24 protein-coding genes and 2 tRNA genes are annotated in these 22,002 nt (G+C 38.4%); 19 read left to right on the top strand and 7 right to left on the bottom strand.

All coding sequences use genetic code 11. From position 1 onward, the window contains the following. The first annotated feature begins 174 nt into the window (after positions 1-174). From J2Y38_RS10380 to J2Y38_RS10290, 19 genes are all read left to right on the top strand, one after another. Positions 175-864 (top strand): hypothetical protein, encoded by a 690-nt coding sequence (locus tag J2Y38_RS10380; protein ID WP_309842019.1) that lies wholly within the window; start codon positions 175-177, stop codon positions 862-864. Between the two features lie 276 nt (positions 865-1,140). Further along, positions 1,141-2,025 (top strand): helix-turn-helix domain-containing protein, encoded by an 885-nt coding sequence (locus tag J2Y38_RS10375; protein WP_309842016.1) that lies wholly within the window; start codon positions 1,141-1,143, stop codon positions 2,023-2,025. Positions 2,026-2,056: 31 nt separating this feature from the next. Next, entirely contained in the window at positions 2,057-3,247 is a 1,191-nt protein-coding gene (locus tag J2Y38_RS10370) for a hypothetical protein (protein WP_309842014.1), read from the top strand. A gap of 154 nt (positions 3,248-3,401) precedes the next feature. After that, on the top strand, positions 3,402-3,602 hold the full coding sequence (locus J2Y38_RS10365; RefSeq protein WP_309842011.1) for a YqaE/Pmp3 family membrane protein: 201 nt from the start codon (positions 3,402-3,404) through the stop codon (positions 3,600-3,602). A 411-nt stretch (positions 3,603-4,013) separates the two neighbouring features. Next, positions 4,014-4,457: a hypothetical protein gene (locus tag J2Y38_RS10360; protein ID WP_309842008.1), complete on the top strand. Its 444-nt coding sequence runs from the start codon at positions 4,014-4,016 to the stop codon at positions 4,455-4,457. A 196-nt stretch (positions 4,458-4,653) separates the two neighbouring features. After that, entirely contained in the window at positions 4,654-4,920 is a 267-nt protein-coding gene (locus J2Y38_RS10355) for a DUF4134 domain-containing protein (protein WP_309842067.1), read from the top strand. Positions 4,921-4,932: 12 nt separating this feature from the next. Beyond that, positions 4,933-5,247: a DUF4133 domain-containing protein gene (locus tag J2Y38_RS10350; RefSeq protein WP_309842006.1), complete on the top strand. Its 315-nt coding sequence runs from the start codon at positions 4,933-4,935 to the stop codon at positions 5,245-5,247. Positions 5,248-5,278: 31 nt separating this feature from the next. After that, complete coding sequence (locus tag J2Y38_RS10345) at positions 5,279-7,750, top strand: TraG family conjugative transposon ATPase (protein ID WP_309842005.1); 2,472 nt, start codon at positions 5,279-5,281, stop codon at positions 7,748-7,750. Positions 7,751-7,759: 9 nt separating this feature from the next. Beyond that, on the top strand, positions 7,760-8,443 hold the full coding sequence (locus J2Y38_RS10340; RefSeq protein ID WP_309842003.1) for a conjugal transfer protein TraI: 684 nt from the start codon (positions 7,760-7,762) through the stop codon (positions 8,441-8,443). A 13-nt stretch (positions 8,444-8,456) separates the two neighbouring features. Continuing rightward, the gene (locus tag J2Y38_RS10335; protein WP_309842001.1) at positions 8,457-9,071 is read left to right on the top strand and encodes a hypothetical protein; all 615 of its coding nucleotides are present in this window, start codon (positions 8,457-8,459) and stop codon (positions 9,069-9,071) included. A gap of 10 nt (positions 9,072-9,081) precedes the next feature. Next, entirely contained in the window at positions 9,082-9,717 is a 636-nt protein-coding gene (locus J2Y38_RS10330) for a TerB family tellurite resistance protein (RefSeq protein WP_309841999.1), read from the top strand. A 3-nt stretch (positions 9,718-9,720) separates the two neighbouring features. Further along, positions 9,721-10,932, top strand: coding sequence for a conjugative transposon protein TraJ (traJ, locus tag J2Y38_RS10325; protein ID WP_309841996.1), 1,212 nt, complete (start codon positions 9,721-9,723; stop codon positions 10,930-10,932). Between the two features lie 24 nt (positions 10,933-10,956). Next, positions 10,957-11,565: a conjugative transposon protein TraK gene (gene traK / locus J2Y38_RS10320; protein ID WP_309841993.1), complete on the top strand. Its 609-nt coding sequence runs from the start codon at positions 10,957-10,959 to the stop codon at positions 11,563-11,565. A gap of 262 nt (positions 11,566-11,827) precedes the next feature. Beyond that, positions 11,828-13,117 (top strand): conjugative transposon protein TraM, encoded by a 1,290-nt coding sequence (traM, locus tag J2Y38_RS10315; RefSeq protein WP_309841991.1) that lies wholly within the window; start codon positions 11,828-11,830, stop codon positions 13,115-13,117. Between the two features lie 12 nt (positions 13,118-13,129). Beyond that, positions 13,130-13,993 (top strand): conjugative transposon protein TraN, encoded by an 864-nt coding sequence (traN, locus tag J2Y38_RS10310; protein WP_309841989.1) that lies wholly within the window; start codon positions 13,130-13,132, stop codon positions 13,991-13,993. Positions 13,994-14,010: 17 nt separating this feature from the next. Beyond that, a complete protein-coding gene (locus tag J2Y38_RS10305) occupies positions 14,011-15,147 on the top strand; it encodes a hypothetical protein (protein WP_309841987.1) in 1,137 nt (378 codons plus the stop codon). A gap of 5 nt (positions 15,148-15,152) precedes the next feature. Beyond that, the gene (locus tag J2Y38_RS10300; protein ID WP_309841984.1) at positions 15,153-15,464 is read left to right on the top strand and encodes a hypothetical protein; all 312 of its coding nucleotides are present in this window, start codon (positions 15,153-15,155) and stop codon (positions 15,462-15,464) included. Positions 15,465-15,625: 161 nt separating this feature from the next. Beyond that, positions 15,626-15,901: a helix-turn-helix domain-containing protein gene (locus J2Y38_RS10295; protein WP_309841980.1), complete on the top strand. Its 276-nt coding sequence runs from the start codon at positions 15,626-15,628 to the stop codon at positions 15,899-15,901. Next, positions 15,888-16,205, top strand: coding sequence for a hypothetical protein (locus J2Y38_RS10290; RefSeq protein ID WP_309841977.1), 318 nt, complete (start codon positions 15,888-15,890; stop codon positions 16,203-16,205). The genes J2Y38_RS10295 and J2Y38_RS10290 overlap by 14 nt, the downstream gene beginning before the upstream one ends. 45 nt (positions 16,206-16,250) lie before the next feature. Here the strand turns inward: J2Y38_RS10290 and J2Y38_RS10285 are convergent, their stop codons facing one another. The 7 genes from J2Y38_RS10285 to J2Y38_RS10255 all read right to left on the bottom strand — a co-directional run bounded on the left by J2Y38_RS10285 (position 16,251) and on the right by J2Y38_RS10255 (position 22,001). Beyond that, on the bottom strand, positions 16,251-17,561 hold the full coding sequence (locus J2Y38_RS10285; RefSeq protein ID WP_309841975.1) for a site-specific integrase: 1,311 nt from the start codon (positions 17,559-17,561) through the stop codon (positions 16,251-16,253). 291 nt (positions 17,562-17,852) lie between these two features. Continuing rightward, a tRNA-Ser gene (locus J2Y38_RS10280) sits at positions 17,853-17,937 on the bottom strand. A gap of 143 nt (positions 17,938-18,080) precedes the next feature. Continuing rightward, positions 18,081-18,165: transfer RNA gene (locus tag J2Y38_RS10275), tRNA-Ser, on the bottom strand. Positions 18,166-18,305: 140 nt separating this feature from the next. Continuing rightward, complete coding sequence (locus J2Y38_RS10270; RefSeq protein WP_053471131.1) at positions 18,306-18,704, bottom strand: acyl-CoA thioesterase; 399 nt, start codon at positions 18,702-18,704, stop codon at positions 18,306-18,308. A gap of 5 nt (positions 18,705-18,709) precedes the next feature. After that, complete coding sequence (gene ribB / locus J2Y38_RS10265; protein ID WP_309841973.1) at positions 18,710-19,840, bottom strand: 3,4-dihydroxy-2-butanone-4-phosphate synthase; 1,131 nt, start codon at positions 19,838-19,840, stop codon at positions 18,710-18,712. 2 nt (positions 19,841-19,842) lie between these two features. Next, positions 19,843-21,300 carry an LptF/LptG family permease gene (locus tag J2Y38_RS10260; protein ID WP_309841972.1) on the bottom strand — a complete coding sequence of 486 codons (1,458 nt, stop codon included), beginning with the start codon at positions 21,298-21,300 and terminating at the stop codon, positions 19,843-19,845. An 8-nt stretch (positions 21,301-21,308) separates the two neighbouring features. Next, entirely contained in the window at positions 21,309-22,001 is a 693-nt protein-coding gene (locus J2Y38_RS10255; protein ID WP_082356391.1) for an outer membrane lipoprotein carrier protein LolA, read from the bottom strand. Between the last annotated feature and the right edge of the window lies 1 nt (position 22,002).

Genomic DNA, 22,002 nt, shown 5'->3' with positions numbered 1-22,002 from the left:
CATAGTGTAAATGACGAAAACGCGCAGATATAGGGTTGCGTGAGATTTTTAAGCAGAATAGTTTTGCCTTGAATTCAAAAGCAAAATGTCCGGCAGGGTGCCGGATAAAAGTTCTGCTTATCCGGATGAGATGGACTGGGAAAAGATTCCCATTCACCTTCAAACCCTTACATCATGAAAACCGTTTTATTATGCATCACATTCGTTTTTTTAACTTCCTGTTCCGCTGATTCAGATTTAGGAGCAGCAGAAAGTTTAGCTGGTAAAATTGATGGTACAGAGACCAAAATTTACAACCCGTCCAATCCATCCAATCCTTTTGACCTAAAAGGGAGAAGGGTTTATGAAACGCTGCAGTTATATTACCATAAAAGCAAATCGCCGAATTCCATACCTGAGCTTGCACAACAGATTAGGTTTACTTCTGAAAAGCTGAACACTAAAGGTGTTCAGACCAAAAGATTGATACCTTTCACGGATGAAATGGTGGAATCCATAATGGAAGATCCCGATAACAGTATGATTTCGATTGTGCAGAACAGTACCCTGCAGGTTTATGCAAAGGACAATTTGATTGGCTTTCTGCAGCATCTTATAATCAAGAGGCAGCAAGAATTCAGCGTGACCTATAACTACATTACAGATTATGAGCAGGAAGTAGTAAATGATACCGTTTTTTCATCGCAGGAAGTGGAAACTATCCTGACAGTGGCATCCATTTCCAGGTATTCACTTTATTCTGCCGAAGAGCGCAAAGACAGGGACTGGGAGACAAATGTGGGAGGAAAATCCGTGAGCTCTTTCTTTGAAGTTAATCAAGCGCCTATTATTTCGATAATTGCCCTGCTGTCTGTAATTATTTAAATACAAACCATGATAGTTTAAATGAAACTGCCGACTGTTTTATATATGCTGCTGGTATTTTTTAATCTGTTAAGCCTTGGATTTATCATAGGTTTTTTCATCCTTAATGGTATAGAAGATTCTATGAGAAATGAGCATGCCAGATTAACTGTTTATGGACTTTATATTACTGTGCTTCTAAATCTGTATGGTCTGTTCTATATTGCCATAAAAAATAGATTTGCAGATTAGTGCATCGGCAGTTTATTTTATGCTGTTTATTAACGAAATCAAGCTATGCTTAAAGATTTGATTAATAAGGAACTGAACCGGGGATCATTTTTTGGAGTTACTGTTTATTTGGTTAAAAAGTCAATTACAAACAGCCATGAGGGTGAATCTTTTAGGGTTGATCAGCCCGCTGTGCTGTTACTGAAGTCCGGGATCTTAAAGATTCAATCTCTGGATTTGGTTCTGGAACTGGATGCCGGGGATTTGGTAATTCTGCCGAAAAAAGTGGAATGCAGGGTGATGGAAGCAGGAAATCGACTGCAGTTTTTTTTGCTGGTGTTTTCTTTCGACAGGAAAGAACCCCCTTTTCACAACCAGAATGCCGATTCTGTATTTTATCTGGCTGGAAGTAAAGCCATGAAAATACATCTGGAAGACAGTGATTACCTTGTACTTTCATTAATCTGCAGGCTTTTGTATGCGGCGCAGTATAATCAGGCATCCGGCGGCTTTGAAAGAGAACTTCGGCGTTTGAGTTCAAATCTGCTGTTTTTTGAGCTGAAGTTTATCTGTTCCAAATATTTTACTTCGGCACAACTGTACGTTTCCAGGGCAGAGCAGCTGACGGTTCAGTTTCTTACAGTGCTGTCCATTCACTGCCGTAAACATCACAATGTAAAATTTTATGCAGGTGCATTGTATGTAACTTCCGGTTATCTGAACAGGGTAGTGAAGCAGGTGACCGGAAAACCCGCCAAGAAAATGATAACGGAAGCCGTACTGGCTGAAGCGGTTAACCTGCTCGAGGATTCTCAGTACACCATAGCTGAGGTAGCCGAGGAACTTGAATTCAGTACACTCTCGGCCTTTGATATTTTTTTTAAAAGACTAATTTTCTGTACACCTTCGGAATATCGTTCGAATGCTATCGAAAGATTTAAGAGTCGTTAGGCTTCGCTATTAACTACAATTAAACATGAAAATGATGAACAATAAATATCCCTTAGAATGGATCGATGCCTTAATAGTAAAGCATTTAAATCCTAGTATAACAGATCTGGGCCGTTTATCAGAAAGCGATCTGGCTGTAATTTTAAAACATGTACCAATAGAATCCGGCCGCATACAGGTCCGGATTAAAAGCGAAATATTTGTTTTGAGAACAAAAAGGCAGATCAGGCTTCTGGTCAGAAAGTACCATTCTACTTTAATATACCTATTGGATATTATTGTGGAGAGTTCTAAGGATAAGGTATTTCAGCTGCCGGTTTTATCCAGAACGGCTGAAGTAGTGATCAAAAGCCTGGACGAGCTGCTTTCATTTTTGGAAAATCGCTTTTCGGCATATTTGAGTCTTGATGAAAGGGTTCCCATTACCTATTTGCTGGTCTCGAGAAAAGAGCTGGGGCACAAATTAAAAAAAATGCAGTGTTTTACATTAGACAGGAATGAAGATACCATGGTTTTAAAAGTTATTATTGATGAGCTCTCCGGTGCGCTTTCACTGCAGAATAAAAACAAGATTACGTTTCGTCATGTGATGTATATAAGGGCATTTTTAAACGAGATTGAGAATTTTGATTGTTTACAGGTTGATGAAAGCTTTTTTTCCGCGCTTGACCATAAGGCGATAGGTCTTAATTTTAACTGTCCGGCATATGTGCAGCTGTTAACCGGCAGGATCACAGCACAATTGGAATTGCAGGAAGATGTAACGCAAAAACTTAGTTTGTTATCGTACTGTTTTAAAGAATTCAGCCAGATCCTTTCTACTGATAAACTGTTTTTTAATGCGGGTCTCCAGGATCTTAAGACAGTGCTCCAAAACTGGTTCAGACATGAGATGCAGTTTAGGGAAAAACAGCTGGAAATGAGAGCAGCTGGATCCGATAAGGGGAAGGATAGTGTTGAACAAGAGGGAAATAAGGTAGAGTGTGATTTGTCTGCCGATCAGATCGGAATTATACTAAGGGCTGCTGATGAGGCCAGAATAGTAAAGTCCAGATCCATGAGTCTTGTCTTTCAAAAGATTGTTCCGCATCTATCTACAGCTTTCAAAAGGGACTTATCGTATCAGTCGGTAAGGAGTAAATCCTATAATGCAGAAGAGAGTGATAAAAATACGGCCATTCTCACGCTGGAGAAAATGATCAGAAAAATTAGGACCTATTAATAAAGTTGTGATTTTTGCTGCATTTCTTGAAACAATATTAAACAGGTGCAGACTAATCGAAAATAATTGATGATAAAGTCTGGCTGAGAATATGAAACGATAGTAAATCTTTATTTTCTTTTTTGATAATTTGAACAATCTAATTAAAATAACAATGATGACCTTAATTGCCATATTTTTTCCGTCACTTTCCTTTCTGCTGAGAGGAAAACTTTTAACGGCACTGCTTTGTCTGATACTGCAGATCACTTTGATCGGGTGGATTCCGGCAGCGATCTGGGCGGTGCTTTCGCTCCAGAATTCGAGAGCTGACAGGCGCAACGCCAAACTTATTAAAGCAATGAGATCAAAATAAATAAGCTCATTAACCCAATAAAGCCTCTGCGGACTATGATGTCTGCAGAGGCTTTTATTCATATATCTTGTATTAAGCTATTTGCTGTACTCAGGCATAGAATCTGTCTTTAAAGTCCATTTACAGTGATGTCAAATCGTTTGACAAACAAGTTGTTCTCCACAGCTTCTTTCCAGTTTTTTTGAGCTATGGCCATCAAATCAAAAACAAAGGCATAAAATTCTTTTTTTACTGGATAAAAACTCCTTAAAAACGATTCCTCTTTTACGGCTCTTTTTAAGGGTACAAAAGGGTACAGCTGAACTTGTACTTGTGACGGGCCTGCTGTAGTCGTTTCTTTGTCTTGTAATAAAGTTAGAAAACTTGGATCTGGTTTTTATGATGGGAGTTTAATTATTAAAAGAAACAGTTATGCTTACAGGTATTTCATGGAGCAGTTATTTAACTGCAATGGCGGTTTTAGTTTTAGTGTGGTACAGTTTTTTAATTTACAGATATCAACTGAAAAATATAAAGGATATTTTTAAGGGTAAACTTAAAACAGGGGCTTCTAATAAAAGCCAAGAGAACAACAACAGTCCCTTTGCAGATTATAATGAATCATTCAGTACACTGGAAGATGCACAAGAATTATATGTTAAACTTTTAGGAATATTTACTGAAAGTAATGATAGGGGTATTTCTAAAACCCAGTTTATGTACTATGTCCGTTTTGTACTGGCAGAATACCCTTTTGTAAAACAGTCTGCTTTACGCGAAAAAATAAATTCTCTTGCGGTTTCTGAGAGCCTTAAGTATCCAGAGTTTATTTTGACCTCTGAGGTGATGGACAGTTTATGGGAAGAAGAAGTATAAAAAATAAGCAGAGGAATATCCCTGTTCAGTCTAGTGCGGTATGGCGGAGGTGACAAGAAATAGATATGGAAACAGCGGTATTTCCCTGCTTTTATTTTAAGTAACAGTTTAATATAAATGATAGGAGATGAAAAGATGGAATTGGAAATTAAAGAGTTTTTGGAGAAGGGTTAGAAGATTAAATGCTTCGCTGCTGATGTTGTTTTTCAGCGCTGCTCTATACAGTCAGGACGGTGTAGCAGGAATTAATGAGGCTAACCAGAAAGTGAGAAGTTACTTTGATGCCGGCACTGAATTAATGTATGCGGTAGGAGCGATCCTAGGGCTGATAGGGGCAGTAAAAGTATACCAGAAATGGAATGCCGGAGATCCTGATACCGGAAAAGTCGCAGCGGCCTGGTTTGGAAGCTGTGTGTTTCTGGTGGTAGTCGCTACTGTAATTAAATCCTTTTTCGGGGTTTAAACGATAGAGAAAATGAGTAACAGCATTTATTCTATCAATAAAGGAATCAATCAGAGTATAGAATTTAAGGGACTTAAAGCGCAGTACATCTGGTATTTGGGCGGAGGTATTGTAGGCCTTATGATTCTGTTTGCTGCCCTGTACATAATTGGAGTTCCTTCCTTGATCTGCATTGGTTTTATTGGAACGGCGGGAGGTTTTCTTGTTTTTAAAATATACAGAATGAGCAATACTTACGGCGAGTACGGCATGATGAAGGCTCTCGCTAAGAAACAGGTACCCAAGTGGATTAAAGTTTACAGCAGGAGAATTTTTATAAAGCTATAGCTGTAGAACGTTTGTAATAACAGAAGGAAGGATGGAGAAGAGGATGGAAGATCTGCTGCCGGTTATGGCAGTAGAACATGACTGCATATTATCAAAACAAGGAGATGTAACTATCGTTTTTAAGGTGGAACTGCCTGAGATCTTTACAATGTCGGATCAGGAATACGAAGCGTTCCACCAATCGTGGATAAAGGCCATAAAGGTACTGCCAAAGTTCTGTGTTTTTCATAAGCAGGACTGGTTCTTAGAAAGCGCTTATAAAGCTGATTTTTTAAGTGAAGACAGCAGTTTTCTGACCAGAAGCAGCGAGCGTTTCTTCAACGAAAGGCCTTTTCTGGATCACAGCTGCTATATCATGCTGACCAAGAAGCCGGCAGGGAGAAGAAATTCAACCTCATTGTTTTCTAATCTGCTGCGAAGTTCCATAGTGCCGGAGGAAACTTTAAAGCCGCAGCTGCTGCAGGATTTTGCAGATGCCTGCGGCCAGTTTAAAAGGATTATGGAAGACAGCGGATTTATAAAGCTGATGCGTCTGAAAAATGAATCGCTTAGAAGCGAGAGCGGAAGAATCGGGCTGGTGGAAAAGTATTGTTTTTTATCAGAGCGTGAAGATTCATTTGTTTTTAAGGATATCAGGTTTGATGAAGGATTAGCAGTAGGAGATAAACACTGCCAGCTCTTCGCACTTGGTGATGCGGCTGATCTGCCTGGATTATGCGGCTCTAGAATCAATTTTGACCGCTATTCGACCGATAAGACCAAATTCAGCATTGGTTTTGCTTCAACCCTTGGGCAGCTTTTATCCTGCAGTCATATTTACAATCAGTATATCTTCATTGAGGATTCACAGAAAACCATCCAAAAGCTGGAAAGCAAGCGACTCAGACTGCAGTCACTTTCTGCCTACAGTCGGGAGAATATGATTGCCAGGGATGCGACGAATGATTTCCTGAACGAAGCAGTATCACAGCAGAGGCTTCCGGTTAAAGCGCATTTTAATGTGCTGGCCTGGAGCACGGACAAAGAAGAGCTCAAAGAGATTAAAAACAAAGTGTCATCAGCTCTTGCCCAGATGGATGCGGCAGCGAAGCAGGAAACGGTAGGAGCTCCGCAGATCTACTGGGCAGGAATTCCGGGAAATGCAGCCGACTTTCCCATGAATGACACCTTTGATACCTTCACTGAACAGGCGGTATGCTTTCTGAATATGGAAACGGGATATAAATCTTCGCTAAGTCCCTGCGGCATTAGGCTCGGAGACAGACTGACAGGAAAACCGGTTCATGTGGATATCAGCGATGAGCCTGTTAAGATGGGGATCTGTACCAACAGAAACAAATTTATATTGGGACCTTCGGGCAGCGGCAAATCCTTTTTTACCAATCATATGGTGAGAAGCTATTACGAGCAGGGAACGCATATTGTGCTGGTGGATGTTGGGCACAGCTATAAAGGGCTCTGCGATATGGTAAACGGGTATTATTTCACTTACGATGAAAAGAATCCTATCCGTTTTAACCCATTTTATATTTCAGAAGGAGACAGTCTGGATACGGAGAAAAAAGAGAGCATTAAAACGCTTCTGCTGGCGCTCTGGAAAAAAGACGACGAAACCTTTAATAGGAGCGAGTATGTAGCACTCTCAAATGCCCTGCAGCTGTATTACGAGAAATTGGATCGTAATGCAGAGATATTTCCCTGTTTCAACAGCTTCTATGATTTCCTGAAAGAGGATTTTATTTCCATTTTGGAAGGCGATAAAGTAAAGGAGAAGGACTTTGACGTGAATAACTTTCTATATGTGCTCAGGCCTTATTACAAGGGAGGCGAGTTTGATTATCTGCTGAACGCGACAGAAAATCTGGATCTTCTAAAAGAAAGGTTTATTGTCTTCGAGCTTGACAACATCAAAGACCACCCGATACTTTTTTCTGTCGTGACCATCATAATAATGGAAGTTTTTATAAATAAGATGCGTAAGCTTAAAGGGATCAGAAAAATGATACTCATTGAGGAAGCATGGAAAGCACTGATGAAGGAGGGTTTTGCAGATTATATAAAATATCTTTTTAAGACTGTGCGTAAATTCTTCGGGGAAGCAATAGTGGTAACTCAGGAGGTGGAAGATATTATTTCTTCACCAGTGGTCAAGCAGGCAATTATCAACAACAGCGACTGCAAGATCCTGCTGGACCAGAGCAAATATCAGAATAAGTTTGACCAGATTCAGGAGCTGCTGGGACTTACAGACAAAGAAAAGGCACTTGTACTTTCTGTAAATAAAGCCAATGATCCAGCCAGGAAATACAAAGAAGTGTTTATCTCGTTGGGAGGGATGCTTTCCAAGGTATATCGCACGGAAGTTTCTCTGGAGGAATATTTGGCCTATACCACGGAGGAAAGCGAGAAAGTGAAAATGAATGCCTATGCACAGAAGTTTGGCGGGGACATAAAGAAAGGAATAGCCGCAATGGCTCAGGATATGAGAAATGGAATTAAATGAAAAGGAAAAATGAAAAAGAAATTAATTGTCTGTTTGGTCTGCCTGCTGCTGGTCGGCACTTCGGCGAGACCTGCTGAAAAAGTAACGGTACTGCCGATACTCGAGATTGTAAAAGCAGTAACCAAGAAAGTCATTAAAGCGATCGATCTTCGAATCCAAAGACTGCAGAATAAGACCATCTGGCTTCAGAATGCACAGAAGCAGGTGGAAAATGTACTATCCAAATTGAAGCTCGATGAGATCTCGGAATGGACCCAAAAGCAGAAAGATCTTTACAAAGGCTACTATGAAGAGCTGGCAAAAGTAAAGTCAATTATTACCTACTACCAGAGGATAAAAGAAATTACCAGAAAGCAGACACAGCTTGTTCAGGAATATGAAAGAGCCTGGAATCTTTTTAAGCAGGATACCCATTTTAAAGACAGTGAAATCCAGTATATGGAGCGTGTTTATACAGGAATACTCGAGGAAAGTGTGAAGAATATCGACCAGATTTTTTTGATTCTGGATTCTTTTGCCACCCAGATGAGCGATCTCAAACGTCTTGAAATTATCAATAAGGCTGCTGACCAGATTGATGGAAACTACGATGACCTTACAATGTTTAACCAGCAGAACATACTGCTGAGTCTTCAGAGGGCCAAAACAGAAGCAGATGTAAACCGGGTGAAACAATTTTACGGAATTCCATAATTCAATAAAAAACATGAAAAAGACAACTGTAATACTAATAACGCTCTTTGTTTTTAATCAAGGTATGAGCGGGCAGGCAAAACAGAGGAAGGAACTGATCCTTCAGATAGCGGCGCTTCAGGTTTATATCGACTATGCAAAGAAAGGATATTCGGCAGTATCAAAGGGACTCAATTTTATAGGGGATGCGAGAAAAGGAGAAGTCAGCCTGCACGGTGATTATTTTACCTCACTTTTAAAAATCAATCCAAAGGTTAGGAATTATTATAAAACTGCCCAGATCATCTCCATGCAGTTTAAAATAATGAAACTCTGCAGCAGGACTTTGGCAGATCTTAAAACTGCTGATTTGTTTCATGGTAATGAACTGGACTACATCGAGAGGTCTTTTGGGAGGCTGCTTCAGAACTGCAGCCAGACTCTCGACCAGCTCCTTGTTATTACTGCCGATGCAGAACTGGAACTAAAAGATGACCAGAGGCTTGAACGCATTGATCTCCTTCACAAAACTATGCTGGAGGATTATAATTTCTGTCTTTCTTTCAGCAGGGATGCCAGACTGATGTCGGTATCAAAAACTGCAGACAAAGAGGATTCCAAAGGATTAAGTGAATTGTACGGATTATAAACTTGCGATCATGAAAAAGATTTTGATTTTGGCAATATTGATCACTTTGTTAATGATTCCGGTTAAATCAATAGGGCAGTCAGCAGAAATTCAGCAGCTGATTTTGAATATTGAAAAGCTTTCCCAGTTCAGGAAAATTCTAAGTGACATGAAAAAGGGATATGCGCTGCTTTCAGGTGGATACAAAACGGTGAAAGAAATGACTGAAGGGAACTTCAGCCTTCATAAAACTTTTTTAGATGCTCTTATGCAGGTAAGTCCAGCGGTGAGGAATTACAAAAGGGTAGGAGAGATAGTGGAATATCAGATTTCAATAGTCAAGGAAAGCCGCAACGGAATGAACCGATTTATAAAAAACGGAAATTTCAGCGGACAGGAAATAAATTACTTTGAGAAAGTTTACGGAAACCTGCTTAATGAGAGCCTGCGAAATCTTGATGAACTTACGATGGTCATAACAGCTGATAAGCTCAGAATGTCGGACGACGAAAGACTAAAGGCAGTTGACGATATCTATGAGCAGATGCAGGATAAACTGCTTTTCCTAAGAAACTTTAATGCCTCATCTAATGTGCTGGCTCTTCAGAGATCAAAAGAGAAAAAAGATGTTTATGTCTCAAAGAGTTTTCAGGAATTTAAAGACTAGAGTATGAAATGCCTATTAAACAAAAAAGCAGTTTGTGTGATGCTTATCTTATTACTGCATCCCTGCAGAATAATAGCACAGGGACTAGGTGATGATATGAGTAGTCTTCATGGCGTCTTAGACCGGCTTTATGATGAAATGATGCCGTTGTGTTCTAACCTAATTGCTGTAGGGCAGGGAATAGCAGGTTTTGGAACTATATGGTACATCGCCTCACGCGTGTGGAGGCATATAGCAAGTGCCGAGCCCATTGATTTTTATCCGCTCTTCCGTCCCTTTGTTATAGGATTCTGCATTATGATTTTTCCGTCGGTTCTGGCACTTATTAACGGAGTTATGAAACCAACTGTTACAGCTACTGCTGCTATGGTAACAGGCTCTAACAATGCAGTTGCTGTTCTGCTTAAAGAGAAAGAAAAAGCAATTAAAGAAACCGATCCATGGAAGATGTATGTAGGGGCAGCCGGGACGGGTGATCGCGACAGATGGTATAAATATACCCATGACGGTGCTGATCCATCCGATGAGAGCATGCTCGCAGGCATTGGCAATGATGTCAAATTTGCCATGGAAAAAGCTTCTTACAGTTTTCGAAATTCGGTTAAGGAATGGCTGAGCGAGGTGCTGAGGGTTTTGTTTGAAGCCGCCGCCTTATGCATTGACACCCTTCGGACCTTTCAGCTGGTGGTGCTTTCCATTTTAGGGCCGCTGGTATTTGGAATAGCTGTATTTGACGGTTTCCAGCACACGCTCACTGTATGGCTTGCCCGATATATCAATATTTACCTGTGGCTTCCCGTGGCCAATATATTCGGAAGCATAATCGGAAAGATTCAGGAGCTCATGCTCAAGCTGGACCTCTCGCAGGTGCAGGCAACAGGTGACACTTTTTTCAGCAGGACCGATATGGCCTATTTAATCTTTATGATTATTGGAATCATAGGCTATTTTACGGTGCCTTCTGTTGCTAATTATATTGTTCACGCCGGCGGAGGAGGAGCCCTGGGCCATAAAGTGACAAGCATGTTTGGCAGTTCAGCCAATACTGTTGTAAGAACTTCCTCAAACGCGGTTGGAATGGCTGCTGATGCGATGGGAGATGCAGATCGGAGAATGACCGGCAGCATGGCTGCGACAGCAGGAAGCAGTCCTTATTTTACTGATAAAGGAAACTATATGAATGCCAGGCTTAAAGGAAATTCTAAACAGACTTAATAACAGGAGCATATGTTTACCAAAATGAAAAACATTGATACGGCATTTAGATATGTTCGAGGTTTCACGATGCTTGTAATTGCAGGCTGCATCATAATAAGCTGCTATGCTGTCTATAAAAGTTTCCAGACAGTTAGCCTTATGCAGGATAAAGTATATATTCTGGCAAACGGCAAAGCGCTGGAAGCTTACGCTTCGGAAAGAAAAGATAATATTGCTGTTGAAGCAAGGGACCATGTGAAAACCTTTCACAAGTTTTTCTTTACCCTTGATCCTGATGATAAGGTCATTAAAACCAATGTCACAAAAGCGCTATATCTGGCAGACGACAGTGCAAAACGGATTTATGATGACCTGAAGGAAAACAATTTTTATTCGGGTATTATATCAGGAAATATCAGCCAGACCATCCAGATTGACAGTGTGAGTATTGATATCCGTGAATATCCCTACCGTTTTAGATGTTATGCCAGACAGAACATTATCCGTACTACCAGTATTTTGAAAAGAAGTCTGCTTACAGAAGGTGCGCTTCGCAATGTCTCAAGAAGTGATAATAATCCGCATGGTTTTCTTATCGAGCGGTTTAATACGATTGAAAACAAAGATCTTTCCGCAGAAACCAGAAAATAGAGATTTATGAAATCCTTTTTTACAAGACAGACTGAGCCTTTTGTGTATCACAAGTATTATCTGCTATTGCAGAAAAGATGGGCAGAAAAAATGAAGAGAGTCACAGATGGGCTCTCTAAAAGAAAACTGATCTGGGGTCTTCTGTTCTTTACTGTTTTGACATCGGGTTATTTAATTTATAACCTGTATAGGGCATTTTATAAAGAAGCTGAGGTTGCAGCAGCTTCAAAAATTAAGACGATCAATTTAAAAAACTAAAATTATGGAAGAGAAAATAGTATCTCCAAAGGAATCTAAAAAGAGAAAGATGCTTTTAATGCTGCCTCTCATAACCTTTCCATTTCTCACATTCTTATTTTATTCATTAGGCGGCGGAAGAATGGAATCCAAGATGGCAGGGAACGATGAAAGGAAAGGATTCAATTTTAAGCTGCCACTGCCTAAATTTAAAGAAGATTCAGCACTGGATAAGATGAGCTATTACGATCAGGCGGCAGTTGATTCGATAAAACTGCGAGAGCAGATAAAAAAAGATCCTAACTATACTGATAATAAAGTCTCGGAAGATAAAACAGATTCTTTTTCCACAAATGATTTTGAATCCCGCATGCTTCCTAAAAGCAGATCGGCTTTTAATTCTCAGTCTTTTCAGGACCGCAATGAACAGAAAGTTTATGAGAAGCTCAGGGCTCTTGAAAAAGTAATCAGCCAGCCTGCTGTCCCTACTTACGGTCAGGACATGAGGGAATTTGAAAATTACGGTACTTCTCGTGGAGAATCGGAAGAGATTAAAAAACTTGAAGGGCTAATGTCGGCGATGAGCACGCCCCAGGAAGCTGATCCGGAACTTCAGCAGTTAGGCGGTATGCTGGAAAATATTTTGGATATACAGCATCCGCAGCGTGTGCAGGAAAGGCTTAAAGAGTCTTCCGAAAGCAAAAAAGGCCAAATATATTCAGTGCAGAAAAAAGAAGCAGAGAATAACATAAGTTCACTTCAGCGGAATGCCGATTCGCAGATCTCTTTGAAAACAAATGAATTTTATTCTCTGGATGAAGCACAGCCTGCTGAAGAAGTACAAAATTCTATTGAAGCAGTTGTGCATCAGACGCAGACTATTGTCAATGGCTCGGTGGTTAAATTAAGACTTACGAATGATATTTTTCTCAAAGGAACAAATATACCCAGAAATACTTTTCTGTATGGTATGGCGGCTTTAAAAGGAGAGAGGCTGGAGGTAAAAATCACAAACATCCAGTACAATAATTCGATATTTCCCGTCGAGCTGGCTGTCTATGATATGGACGGGATTGACGGCATCTATATTCCCGGAGCAATTAACAGGGATGTGGCTAAAGCATCAGCTGACCGTTCCATTCAGACTCTCGGTCTTACAGGGATTTCGGATTCCTGGGGAGCACAGGCCGCAGGGATGGGCATCGAGGCAGCCAAAAGTCTTATGAGCAAAAAGATAAAACTTATAAAAGTGGTTGTAAAGGCAGGGTATCAGGTGCTGCTGTATGATGAAAAACAAAAGAATTTAAAACCTTAAAAGAGAGAAAATATGAAAAGAGCGAATTATTTGTTTTTAATCAGCTTGCTGCTGGTTTGTGTTTCAGTTTATCCGCAGTCCCTAGGCAAAGAATCTGTCTTTTATGAAGATCAGTACAAGAACCTTCAAATCGGCTATAGTAAAACGACAAGCATCGTTTTTCCCTACCCGATAAAAAGCATAGATAAGGGAAGCGCCGATGTAATGGTGCAGAAAGCCAAAGGAGTGGAGAATATACTGCTGGTAAAAGCCGCCAAGCAGGATTTTTTCCAGACTAACCTGACTGTGGTCACTTCCGACGCAAGATTGTACGTATTTGTGCTGAATTACGATGAAGGCTGTCCTGACTTGAATATAAAAGCGGAAAATACAATGGCAGCCGGTAAAGAGATTTTGTTTTCATTGGAGAACGAAAATCAAAAGAAAATAGAACAGCTGGCCTCACTTGCCTTATCAAAAAAGAAAAAGACCGGAGGTTTAAAAAAATCAAAGTTTCAGATCAGTCTGGAGGTAAACGGCATCTTTATCCATGAGGATGTTTTGTATCTGCGGGTTGTATTTGAAAATAAATCCAAGATTAACTACGATATTGATCAGTTTCGTTTTTTTATCAGGGACCAGAGAAGATCAAAACGTACGGCGTTGCAGGAAATAGAAATACAGCCGCTGTATGGCGCTTCATCATCCGGGGTGATTCCTTATGAATCTGAAGTCATTAAAGTTTACGCTCTGGAGAAATTTACGATACCTGAGAATAAGTATCTGACGCTGCAGCTCATTGAAAAGAACGGCGGGCGTCATTTAGAGGTTAACATTAATAATAATCTGACTGATAAAGTAATTCCAATCGGGGGATTCAGCAGTGATCCCCTTTAAACTTAAAAAATACAATTATGAACATAAATATTGCCGATGCCGAAATGCTGCTTTCGTTTGCTGAAGAAATGGCTGCTTATGGCTATCAGTATGCAGCATATCCTGTAAATCAGCTGACGGACAGCGACACGATTCAGTTTTTTAGAACATCAATGGGGGCGGAGGATCACTGTCTTGTTGGAATTAATGATACGGATTATTTTAAAAATATGCGTACAGATTCTCTTATAAATAACTTAAAGATAGTTATGCAGAGCGGCATTGATACTTCCTGCGATAAAGTGCTTGATCTTACCGCAGCTGTCCGATTGGAAATGGATAGGAGAGAACTATTAGAAAATAACTTAAATACGAACATCATGAATCAGAAAAATTTAGAATACCTGAAAGACCAGTTAAAATATACTGGGTTTGGAGAAACACTTCAAGGAGTGCTGCAAGAGAAAATGGAAAATGGGGCAAAGGAATTTACAATCCCGCATGAAGCCAGATTTGAGAGCGGGACATTGTCATCGGAGCTCTCTTTTAAAAAGTCGGACCAGAGTGATTTGTATTTCTTTAATTCCTATAAAGCCATACTGCAGAAAGAAGGGGTTTCACACGCGCCCGAACAGATTTTTTATGTCGGTAAGGACAATACCTTTACAATGAAAGAAGCCTTTAACCTGCTGGACGGAAGAGCAGTGAACAAAGACTTGAAAAACAAGGAGGGCGAGATGTATAATTCCTGGATTCAATTGAATTTCAAAAATCCAGAAAATGACGGAAACTTTAAAATGGACCACTACCACCAGAATTATGGATATGATTTAGAGGCATCCCTTACCAAGCATTCTATCAAAGAACTGGAAACTCCAAAATACAAGGAAGATCTTTTAAACTCACTGAAAAAGGGAAATCTGCAGTCGGTCACTTTTGTGGTGGGCGGGGTTGAAAGCAAAATGTATGTGGAAGCGAACCCTCATTTTAAGACCGTAAATGTTTATGATAACAATTTCCAGCGCATTAATCATCGAGAAAGTAAAAATCAAAAGCTGAAAGACACACAGGAAAAAACAGTATCAAAAGAGCAGAAAAATAGTATTGATGAAGGACCGGGAGGAGAAAATAAGAAAGAAGGCAGGAAAACAAAGAAACAATCCCAGTCCATTTAGAACTCATGGAAAGTGTAAAACCCTTATCGGATTTTTTTTCGGTAATTGAAAAGGATTATCGGATCAGCAGTACCCACATTGCCATTTATGCGGCCCTGCTGCGTTACCGTTCCCTTAAGGGTTTTATCAATCCTATTGAAATCTTCAGGCATGAACTGGCGCCTATTGCCAAGATATCTTCTAAATACACCTATCATAAATGCATGCATGAACTGCATGAGTACGGCTACCTGCGCTATGAGCCTTCTTTTAAAAAGACCAGAGGCAGCAGGATTTATTTTTTTGACTTCGAACTGCGTAATATTGAACTGTCATGAAATTTTTTACTTTTTGAAGATGTTAGCAGCATCCTTGTCAGCATCTCACTTCGTATGGAGAAATTGAGCGTCTTTTAAAAGAACTGCGGAAAAACCAATGATTAATGAAAAGACGCAGAATTAGACTGGAATATGAGTATTAATGAATAAAAGAATAAATTATGAGTGAAGCAGTAACAAAAGAAGATTTAAAGCAGTTTGGTCTGCTTTTATTGGATAAAATACGAATAATAATGAATGAGACTACTAATAGGCAAACTGAGTTAGCAGATCCTGAATGGCTTAAGAGCAAGGCGGTCAGAAAGCTGCTGGATATCTCTGCTGGTTCGGTCCAAAATCTTCGAATGACACAGAAAATCCGATTTAAAAAGGTTCTTGGCTCGTACTACTACAATAAAGAAGATCTGCTAAAACTTTTCAAAGATGAGTCAAATTAATAATATAACCGAACACCAAGTCATAGATTGCTTATCTATTTATATGGAAGATCCGCAGCTCAACGTATGGCATTTGGCTATTTTAAATGCAATTTTAAGTTTAGGATATAGGCAGGGAGAGAGGCAGAGAATTAAAGTCAGCCGTCGCAAGCTCATGTTATTGTCACATATCAATACACTGCCCACTTATCATAAATATTTCAAACAGCTTCAGGATTTGGGCTATATTAAGTATATGCCTTCTTATCATCCGGGTTATAGAAGCGAAGTTGAATTATATCAAGAGAGGTTATCTCATAATTGAGATAACCTCTTTCTTTTTGAATTAAATTATTTTGGAGATTATAATCTAAGAGGATGAAATATTATATTTCTCTTTAATTAATTCTATTTCTTTCGCCAGTCTGCTCAGAGCAGTAAGGTCATCCTGTGATATTTCAGTTTTGCCAGGGTTCAGTTTTTTATTCAGCAGTGTCATTTCCCGGCCTATGGTAGCCTGCTCTGTGATAGCGTATGATTCAGTCTGTTTGACTGATGAATGTCCCAGCATTTCCTTTACTACATTAATAGGGACGTTATTGTTCAATGTCACCGTGCTTCCAAATGTTCTGCGTGCCATATGTGTATTGAGGGTGAATGGAAAACCGCATAATGCAGCAATTTCTTTAAGGTATTCATTCATTTTCTGATTAGAAGAAACCGGCAGTACAGTTCCGCGTTTAATGCAGACAGGATGATCTTTGTATTTTTCAAGAATTTCGATCGCCTTTGGAAGAAGCGGGATTCTTGCCGTAGAGTTTGTTTTCTGCCTCTCAGATAAAATCCACTGATTTCCGTCAACGCCGTCTTTTATGTCAGCTTTTCGGAGCTGAAATGCATCAATGTAAGCAAGTCCCGTGTAGCACTGGAAAACAAAAATATCCCGAACGGTATTAAGACGGTCAGTCGAAAATTCGCGTCTTTCCAGTTCAGCCAATTCTTTTGCAGATATAGGCTTCTTTACAATTTTAGTTTTCTTCCCTTTGAAATTCTTAAATGGATCTTTGATAATGATTTCTTTGTCCATGGCTCGTATTACAATTTTCTTGAAATTGGAAATGTATTTAAGTGTGGTATTATTTGCGCACTTCCTTACGGTACGAAGATAGAACTCAAAGTCTTTTATGAATTCAAAATTTAAATCAGCAAATTCAAAATCACTCGTATTGTATTTGAATTTAATGAAAGCCGTTACATGATTTTTAGTGATATTGAATCTCTCCAGTGTCGCTTCTGTATATCCGTTGCCAATTAAGGCTTTCAATTCATCATTGTGTTTTTGAAATTCTTCCAGCACCTTGGCTCTGGGTGTCATTCTTCCCATAACATGATCCATAATCTTTTGGGAAGTTATGGGTTTTCCGGTGTACATAATTTCTGATTTGACTTCATGGATCTTCATAGCGAGTGAATCCAGAAAAAAGTTCAGGGATTTTGCGTCTTCTTTTGTACCTGTTGCTCTCTCGGTTTTCTGGTTCCAGCGCTCGCTGTCCCATTTCCGTCTTGTGGATGCTTCTTTCGGGATTCCGTCAACGGTTATCCTGAAATAAACGATTCTAATGTTACTCTCATTGCGGGCTGCTTTCAAAAAGAAAATTAACCCAAAGCTGTTCTCTAGCATAATTCAACTTATTAGATTAGTAAATGTAGAATTATAACCTCATTTAAACAAGATGTAAACGTGCTTAACCCCTTTGATATCGGGACTTAAGATGAAATTTTGTGGCACATTTTCGAAATTTCCAAATGTGCCACGAATGTGCCACAAAGATTTTGTTCGATTTTATAAATATTGAAAAGCGGTATAAAAGAAAAAACCCTGCAAATCGTTTGATTTGCAGGGTTTACCGCTCTTTTTGGCCTTTTTTGAAAACTTTGAAAATCTTATTTTTCCTTTGTTTTCGGGCCTTCGCGGAGAAAGAGGGATTCGAACCCCCGGACCTGTTACAGTCAACAGTTTTCAAGACTGCCGCATTCGACCGCTCTGCCATTTCTCCAGTATGTCGCTATCATTTCGTGATTGCGAGTGCAAATATAAGGTGTTTTTTCAATTGAGAAAACTTTTTTGAAACTATTTACAAAGAAAATAATATTATAAAAAAAAGAAACCCTTAACAAAAGTTAAGGGTTTCAAGTTCTGCGGAGAAAGAGGGATTCGAACCCCCGGACCTGTTACAGTCAACAGTTTTCAAGACTGCCGCATTCGACCGCTCTGCCATTTCTCCAGTATGTTGCTATCATTGCCTGATTGCGGGTGCAAATATAAGACGGTTTTTCGGTTCTGAAAACTTTTTTCGAAACTTTTTTTAAATAATTTACAAGTATCTAATTATCAGTATTTCCGAAAATGAGATTTTTGAAAAAATTAATCCAAGTTGTCCAAAATTGGCGTTGGTTTCTTGTTTTCATCAACAGCAACAAACGAAAAAGTTCCGGAAACTACCGTTTCGCGAAGCTCAGTATACATTTGTTCCATAAAAATATCAACATGAATTTTACAGCTCGTTCTTCCTACGCTTACAACTTTTGCAACCAATTCGATTAAAGTTCCTGCCGGAATCGCCTTTTTAAAATCAATTTGACCTGTAGAAATCGTAACTACTTTTTTACGGCTGAAACGTGTAGCACAAATAAAAGCCACTTCGTCCATTAAATGAAGCGCAGTTCCTCCAAATAAAGTATCATAATGATTCGTTGTACTCGGGAAAACCGCTTTAAAAATATGTGTTTCAGATTTTAAAATTCTTTCTTCTAATGTACCCATAAAGATTAGTAAGTTACGTATTCAGTGATTTCAAGACCATATCCAATCATTCCGACGCGTTTTGTTTGTTCTGTGTTCGAAACTAATCTAATCTTAGAAATATCAATATCATGAAGGATTTGAGCCCCAATTCCGTAATCTTTACTATCTATGATAACTTTTGGTGCTTTTAATGTTCCTTGGGCCTGTAAAGTTTTAAGTTCAGAAATTCTGTTTAATAAATTTACAGCTGTCATATCCTGATTAATAAAAATAACAGCACCTTTTCCGTTCTCATTAATTACTTTAAACATATCGTCTAACTGCTGTTCTGCATTATTAGTCAATGTTCCTAATAAATCATTATTAACCTGAGAAGAGTGGATTCTGGTCAAAATTGGTTCTCCTGAATTCCATGTTCCTTTAGTTAAAGCAATATGAATTTGTTTATTTGTAGTCTGCTCGTAAGCTCTTAATCTAAAAGTTCCAAAACGGGTTTCGATATCAAAATCTTCTTTTTTAATGATAAGACTGTCGTGCTGCATTCTGTAAGCAACCAAATCTTCAATCGAAACTAATTTTAAATCGAATTTCTTTGCCACTTTTATAAGTTCAGGCAAACGGGACATCGTTCCGTCTTCATTTAAAATTTCACAGATAACACCTGCGGGTTTAAATCCTGCTAATCTTGCAAAATCAATTGCGGCTTCTGTGTGCCCTGTTCTTCTTAAAACACCCCCTTGTTTAGCAATCAAAGGAAAAATATGTCCAGGACGTGCTAAATCATGTGGTTTTGTATTTGGATCAACTAATGATTGTACTGTTTTAGATCTGTCAGCAGCAGAAATTCCGGTTGTAACACCATTTCCTTTTAAATCAACAGAAACCGTAAAAGCAGTTTCCATATGATCTGTATTATTAGTAACCATGGCGCGTAAATCAAGTTCCTTGCAGCGACTTTCTGTAAGTGGTGTACAGATTAATCCACGTCCGTGTGTAGCCATGAAATTGATCATGTCAGGCGTAACTTTTTCGGCAGCAGCTAAAAAGTCACCTTCATTTTCGCGATCTTCATCATCAACTACAATGATTACTTTACCTTGACGAATATCTTCTATAGCTTCTTCAATGGTATTAAGTTGAATTTTTGTTGACATAATTATTGTTTGTTTTGAGCTGGTGAAAACCGCTCGGAAATTTTTTGAAATAGTTGTGATATTGGGGTAGTTATCGCATCAAAATTAATTAATCCGTTATCATTTGTAGCACGATAGGTTAATAATACTGCTAATGGCGAAAGAATAAACGATGACATCCATGAACCCATAAAAGGAGTCATTCCGCCTTCCTGCGATAATCTTTTTCCAAAAGTATTAATGAAATGGAAAGTAATAAAAATTAATACCGCAAAAACAATTGGTAAACCAAGTCCTCCTTTTCGGATAATAGCTCCTAACGGCGCACCAATAAAGAACATTAAAAAACACGCAAAAGCAATAACAAACTTTTCATACAAAGCTGTTAAGTGTTTGTTGATGTCGCGCTGTTTGTCTTTTAAATCTTTTTGGGTTGATTCGATAGAGAAGATGTTGCTGGTAACATTGCTGCTCGCCATTTTTAGAACATCGACTTTTTCTTTATTGTTGTATAAAGACAAAAGATCACTTGGTAAAGTCTTTTTCTTTTTTGCTTTATCAGTAACCAGAGTACTTGATCTTCTAAATCCAACACGTTGATTTATATTCTCAGAAAATGATATAATTTCATTATCCAGATTCTTGTTTAATGAGTCTAAAGTATAGCGTAATTCATTAACATTAAGCATCGCGTTTGTACCGGCAATACTTTCTTTACTGTCATCAACCTTATTTAATTCAGATAAATCTATGTTAATGATATGCTTTTTAAAAGCTCCTTTTATAAAAGGAAGTTTAGCGCGGTCTTCGTATTTTTTTGGAGTAACATCCTGATAGTAATAACCATCATTTAAAACCAGTTTCAAAATACTTGATTTTTCATTACTGATTAATTCTCCATCTTTGGCTTTGATAACTGTTTTGTTCTCGCCAAAATTGTTAGCCTTTTCATGAATAGTAACACCAGTTAAGATATTTCCGTTTTCACCAGATTTTTTGTTGACTTTAATGTTGTAAGTTCCAACATCATTAAACTGACCTTCAGCAATTGCCATGGCCGGTTTTGCCTGTGCGATATTTTTACGGAAGTTCACAAATTTATATTCGGCAAAAGGAATAACATTATTGGCAAACCAAAATGCTACAATACTTAAAACGAATATAAAAATAATTAAAACCCGCATTGCTCTTTGAAGCGAGATTCCAGAAGATTTCATGGCGGCAAACTCATAATTCTCGGCTAAATTTCCGAAAGTCATGATAGAAGCCAATAGAACCGAAAGCGGTAAAACCAGCGGGATAATACGCGGCATAGAAAAAAGCAGGAATTTCACGACCAATATTAAGTCGAGATCTTTACCTGCTAGTTCTGATATAAATAGCCATACTGTTTGAAGTATGAATATGAAAAAAAGGATTACAAATACCGTAGTAAATGTAACTAAGAATGTTTTTAATAAGTATTTGTCTAGTATTTTCAACCTTCTGATTAATCTAATTTATTGATGTAGTATTTCGGGTATTTACTCGCTACAAAGGTAAATTGATTTTTTGATAATGGCTGATTGGTTTTAAAAGAATTAACGGTTAAAGTTGTTTTTGTTCCGTTTTTTCCAGTTTCAATCAAATTATAGATATGTTTTGTCTGAACATCAATACCTAAAAGAATTTCTTTTCTTTGATCTTTTCCGGTAGTTGGTACTAATTTAATGTATTGAATCTTTCTTCCTTTTACATTTTGTACTATATCCATATTGTATTTGTACCCAGAATTAAAGAAAGTAAGCATTTTTGAAGGCGTGATAGCATTATCATCCTTTTCATTTACTTTAGAAACTGTAACTTCTTCGTCTTCAGGAACAATTGTGTACGTTTTTTGTCCGTCAAAAATTTTAGTAACGCCCATAAAATTCAATACATATTGATTTCCTTTCATGGTTACATTTCCTTTACTGTCCTGGTTAATATTCTCTTTTGCATTATTTAGAGAATATTTAAAATCTATAACAATATTATCGTAGCTTTTTATTTTAGCAGTCACTTCGTTCAATAAATCTTTAGCTTTTTTATCCTGAGCCTGAATAGAAGTGAAGCTCAAAAGCAAGATAACTGCCATTTGAAAACACTTTTTAGTCATGTTAGTGATAGAATTGTTTTTGATTTCCTGAATGTTTGTTCTCATG

The sequence above is a fragment of the Flavobacterium sp. 2755 genome, assembly GCF_031455715.1.
Classification (GTDB): domain Bacteria; phylum Bacteroidota; class Bacteroidia; order Flavobacteriales; family Flavobacteriaceae; genus Flavobacterium.
The sequence above is the reverse complement of the archived record's forward strand: the minus strand, read 5'-3'. Positions and strand labels throughout refer to the sequence as shown.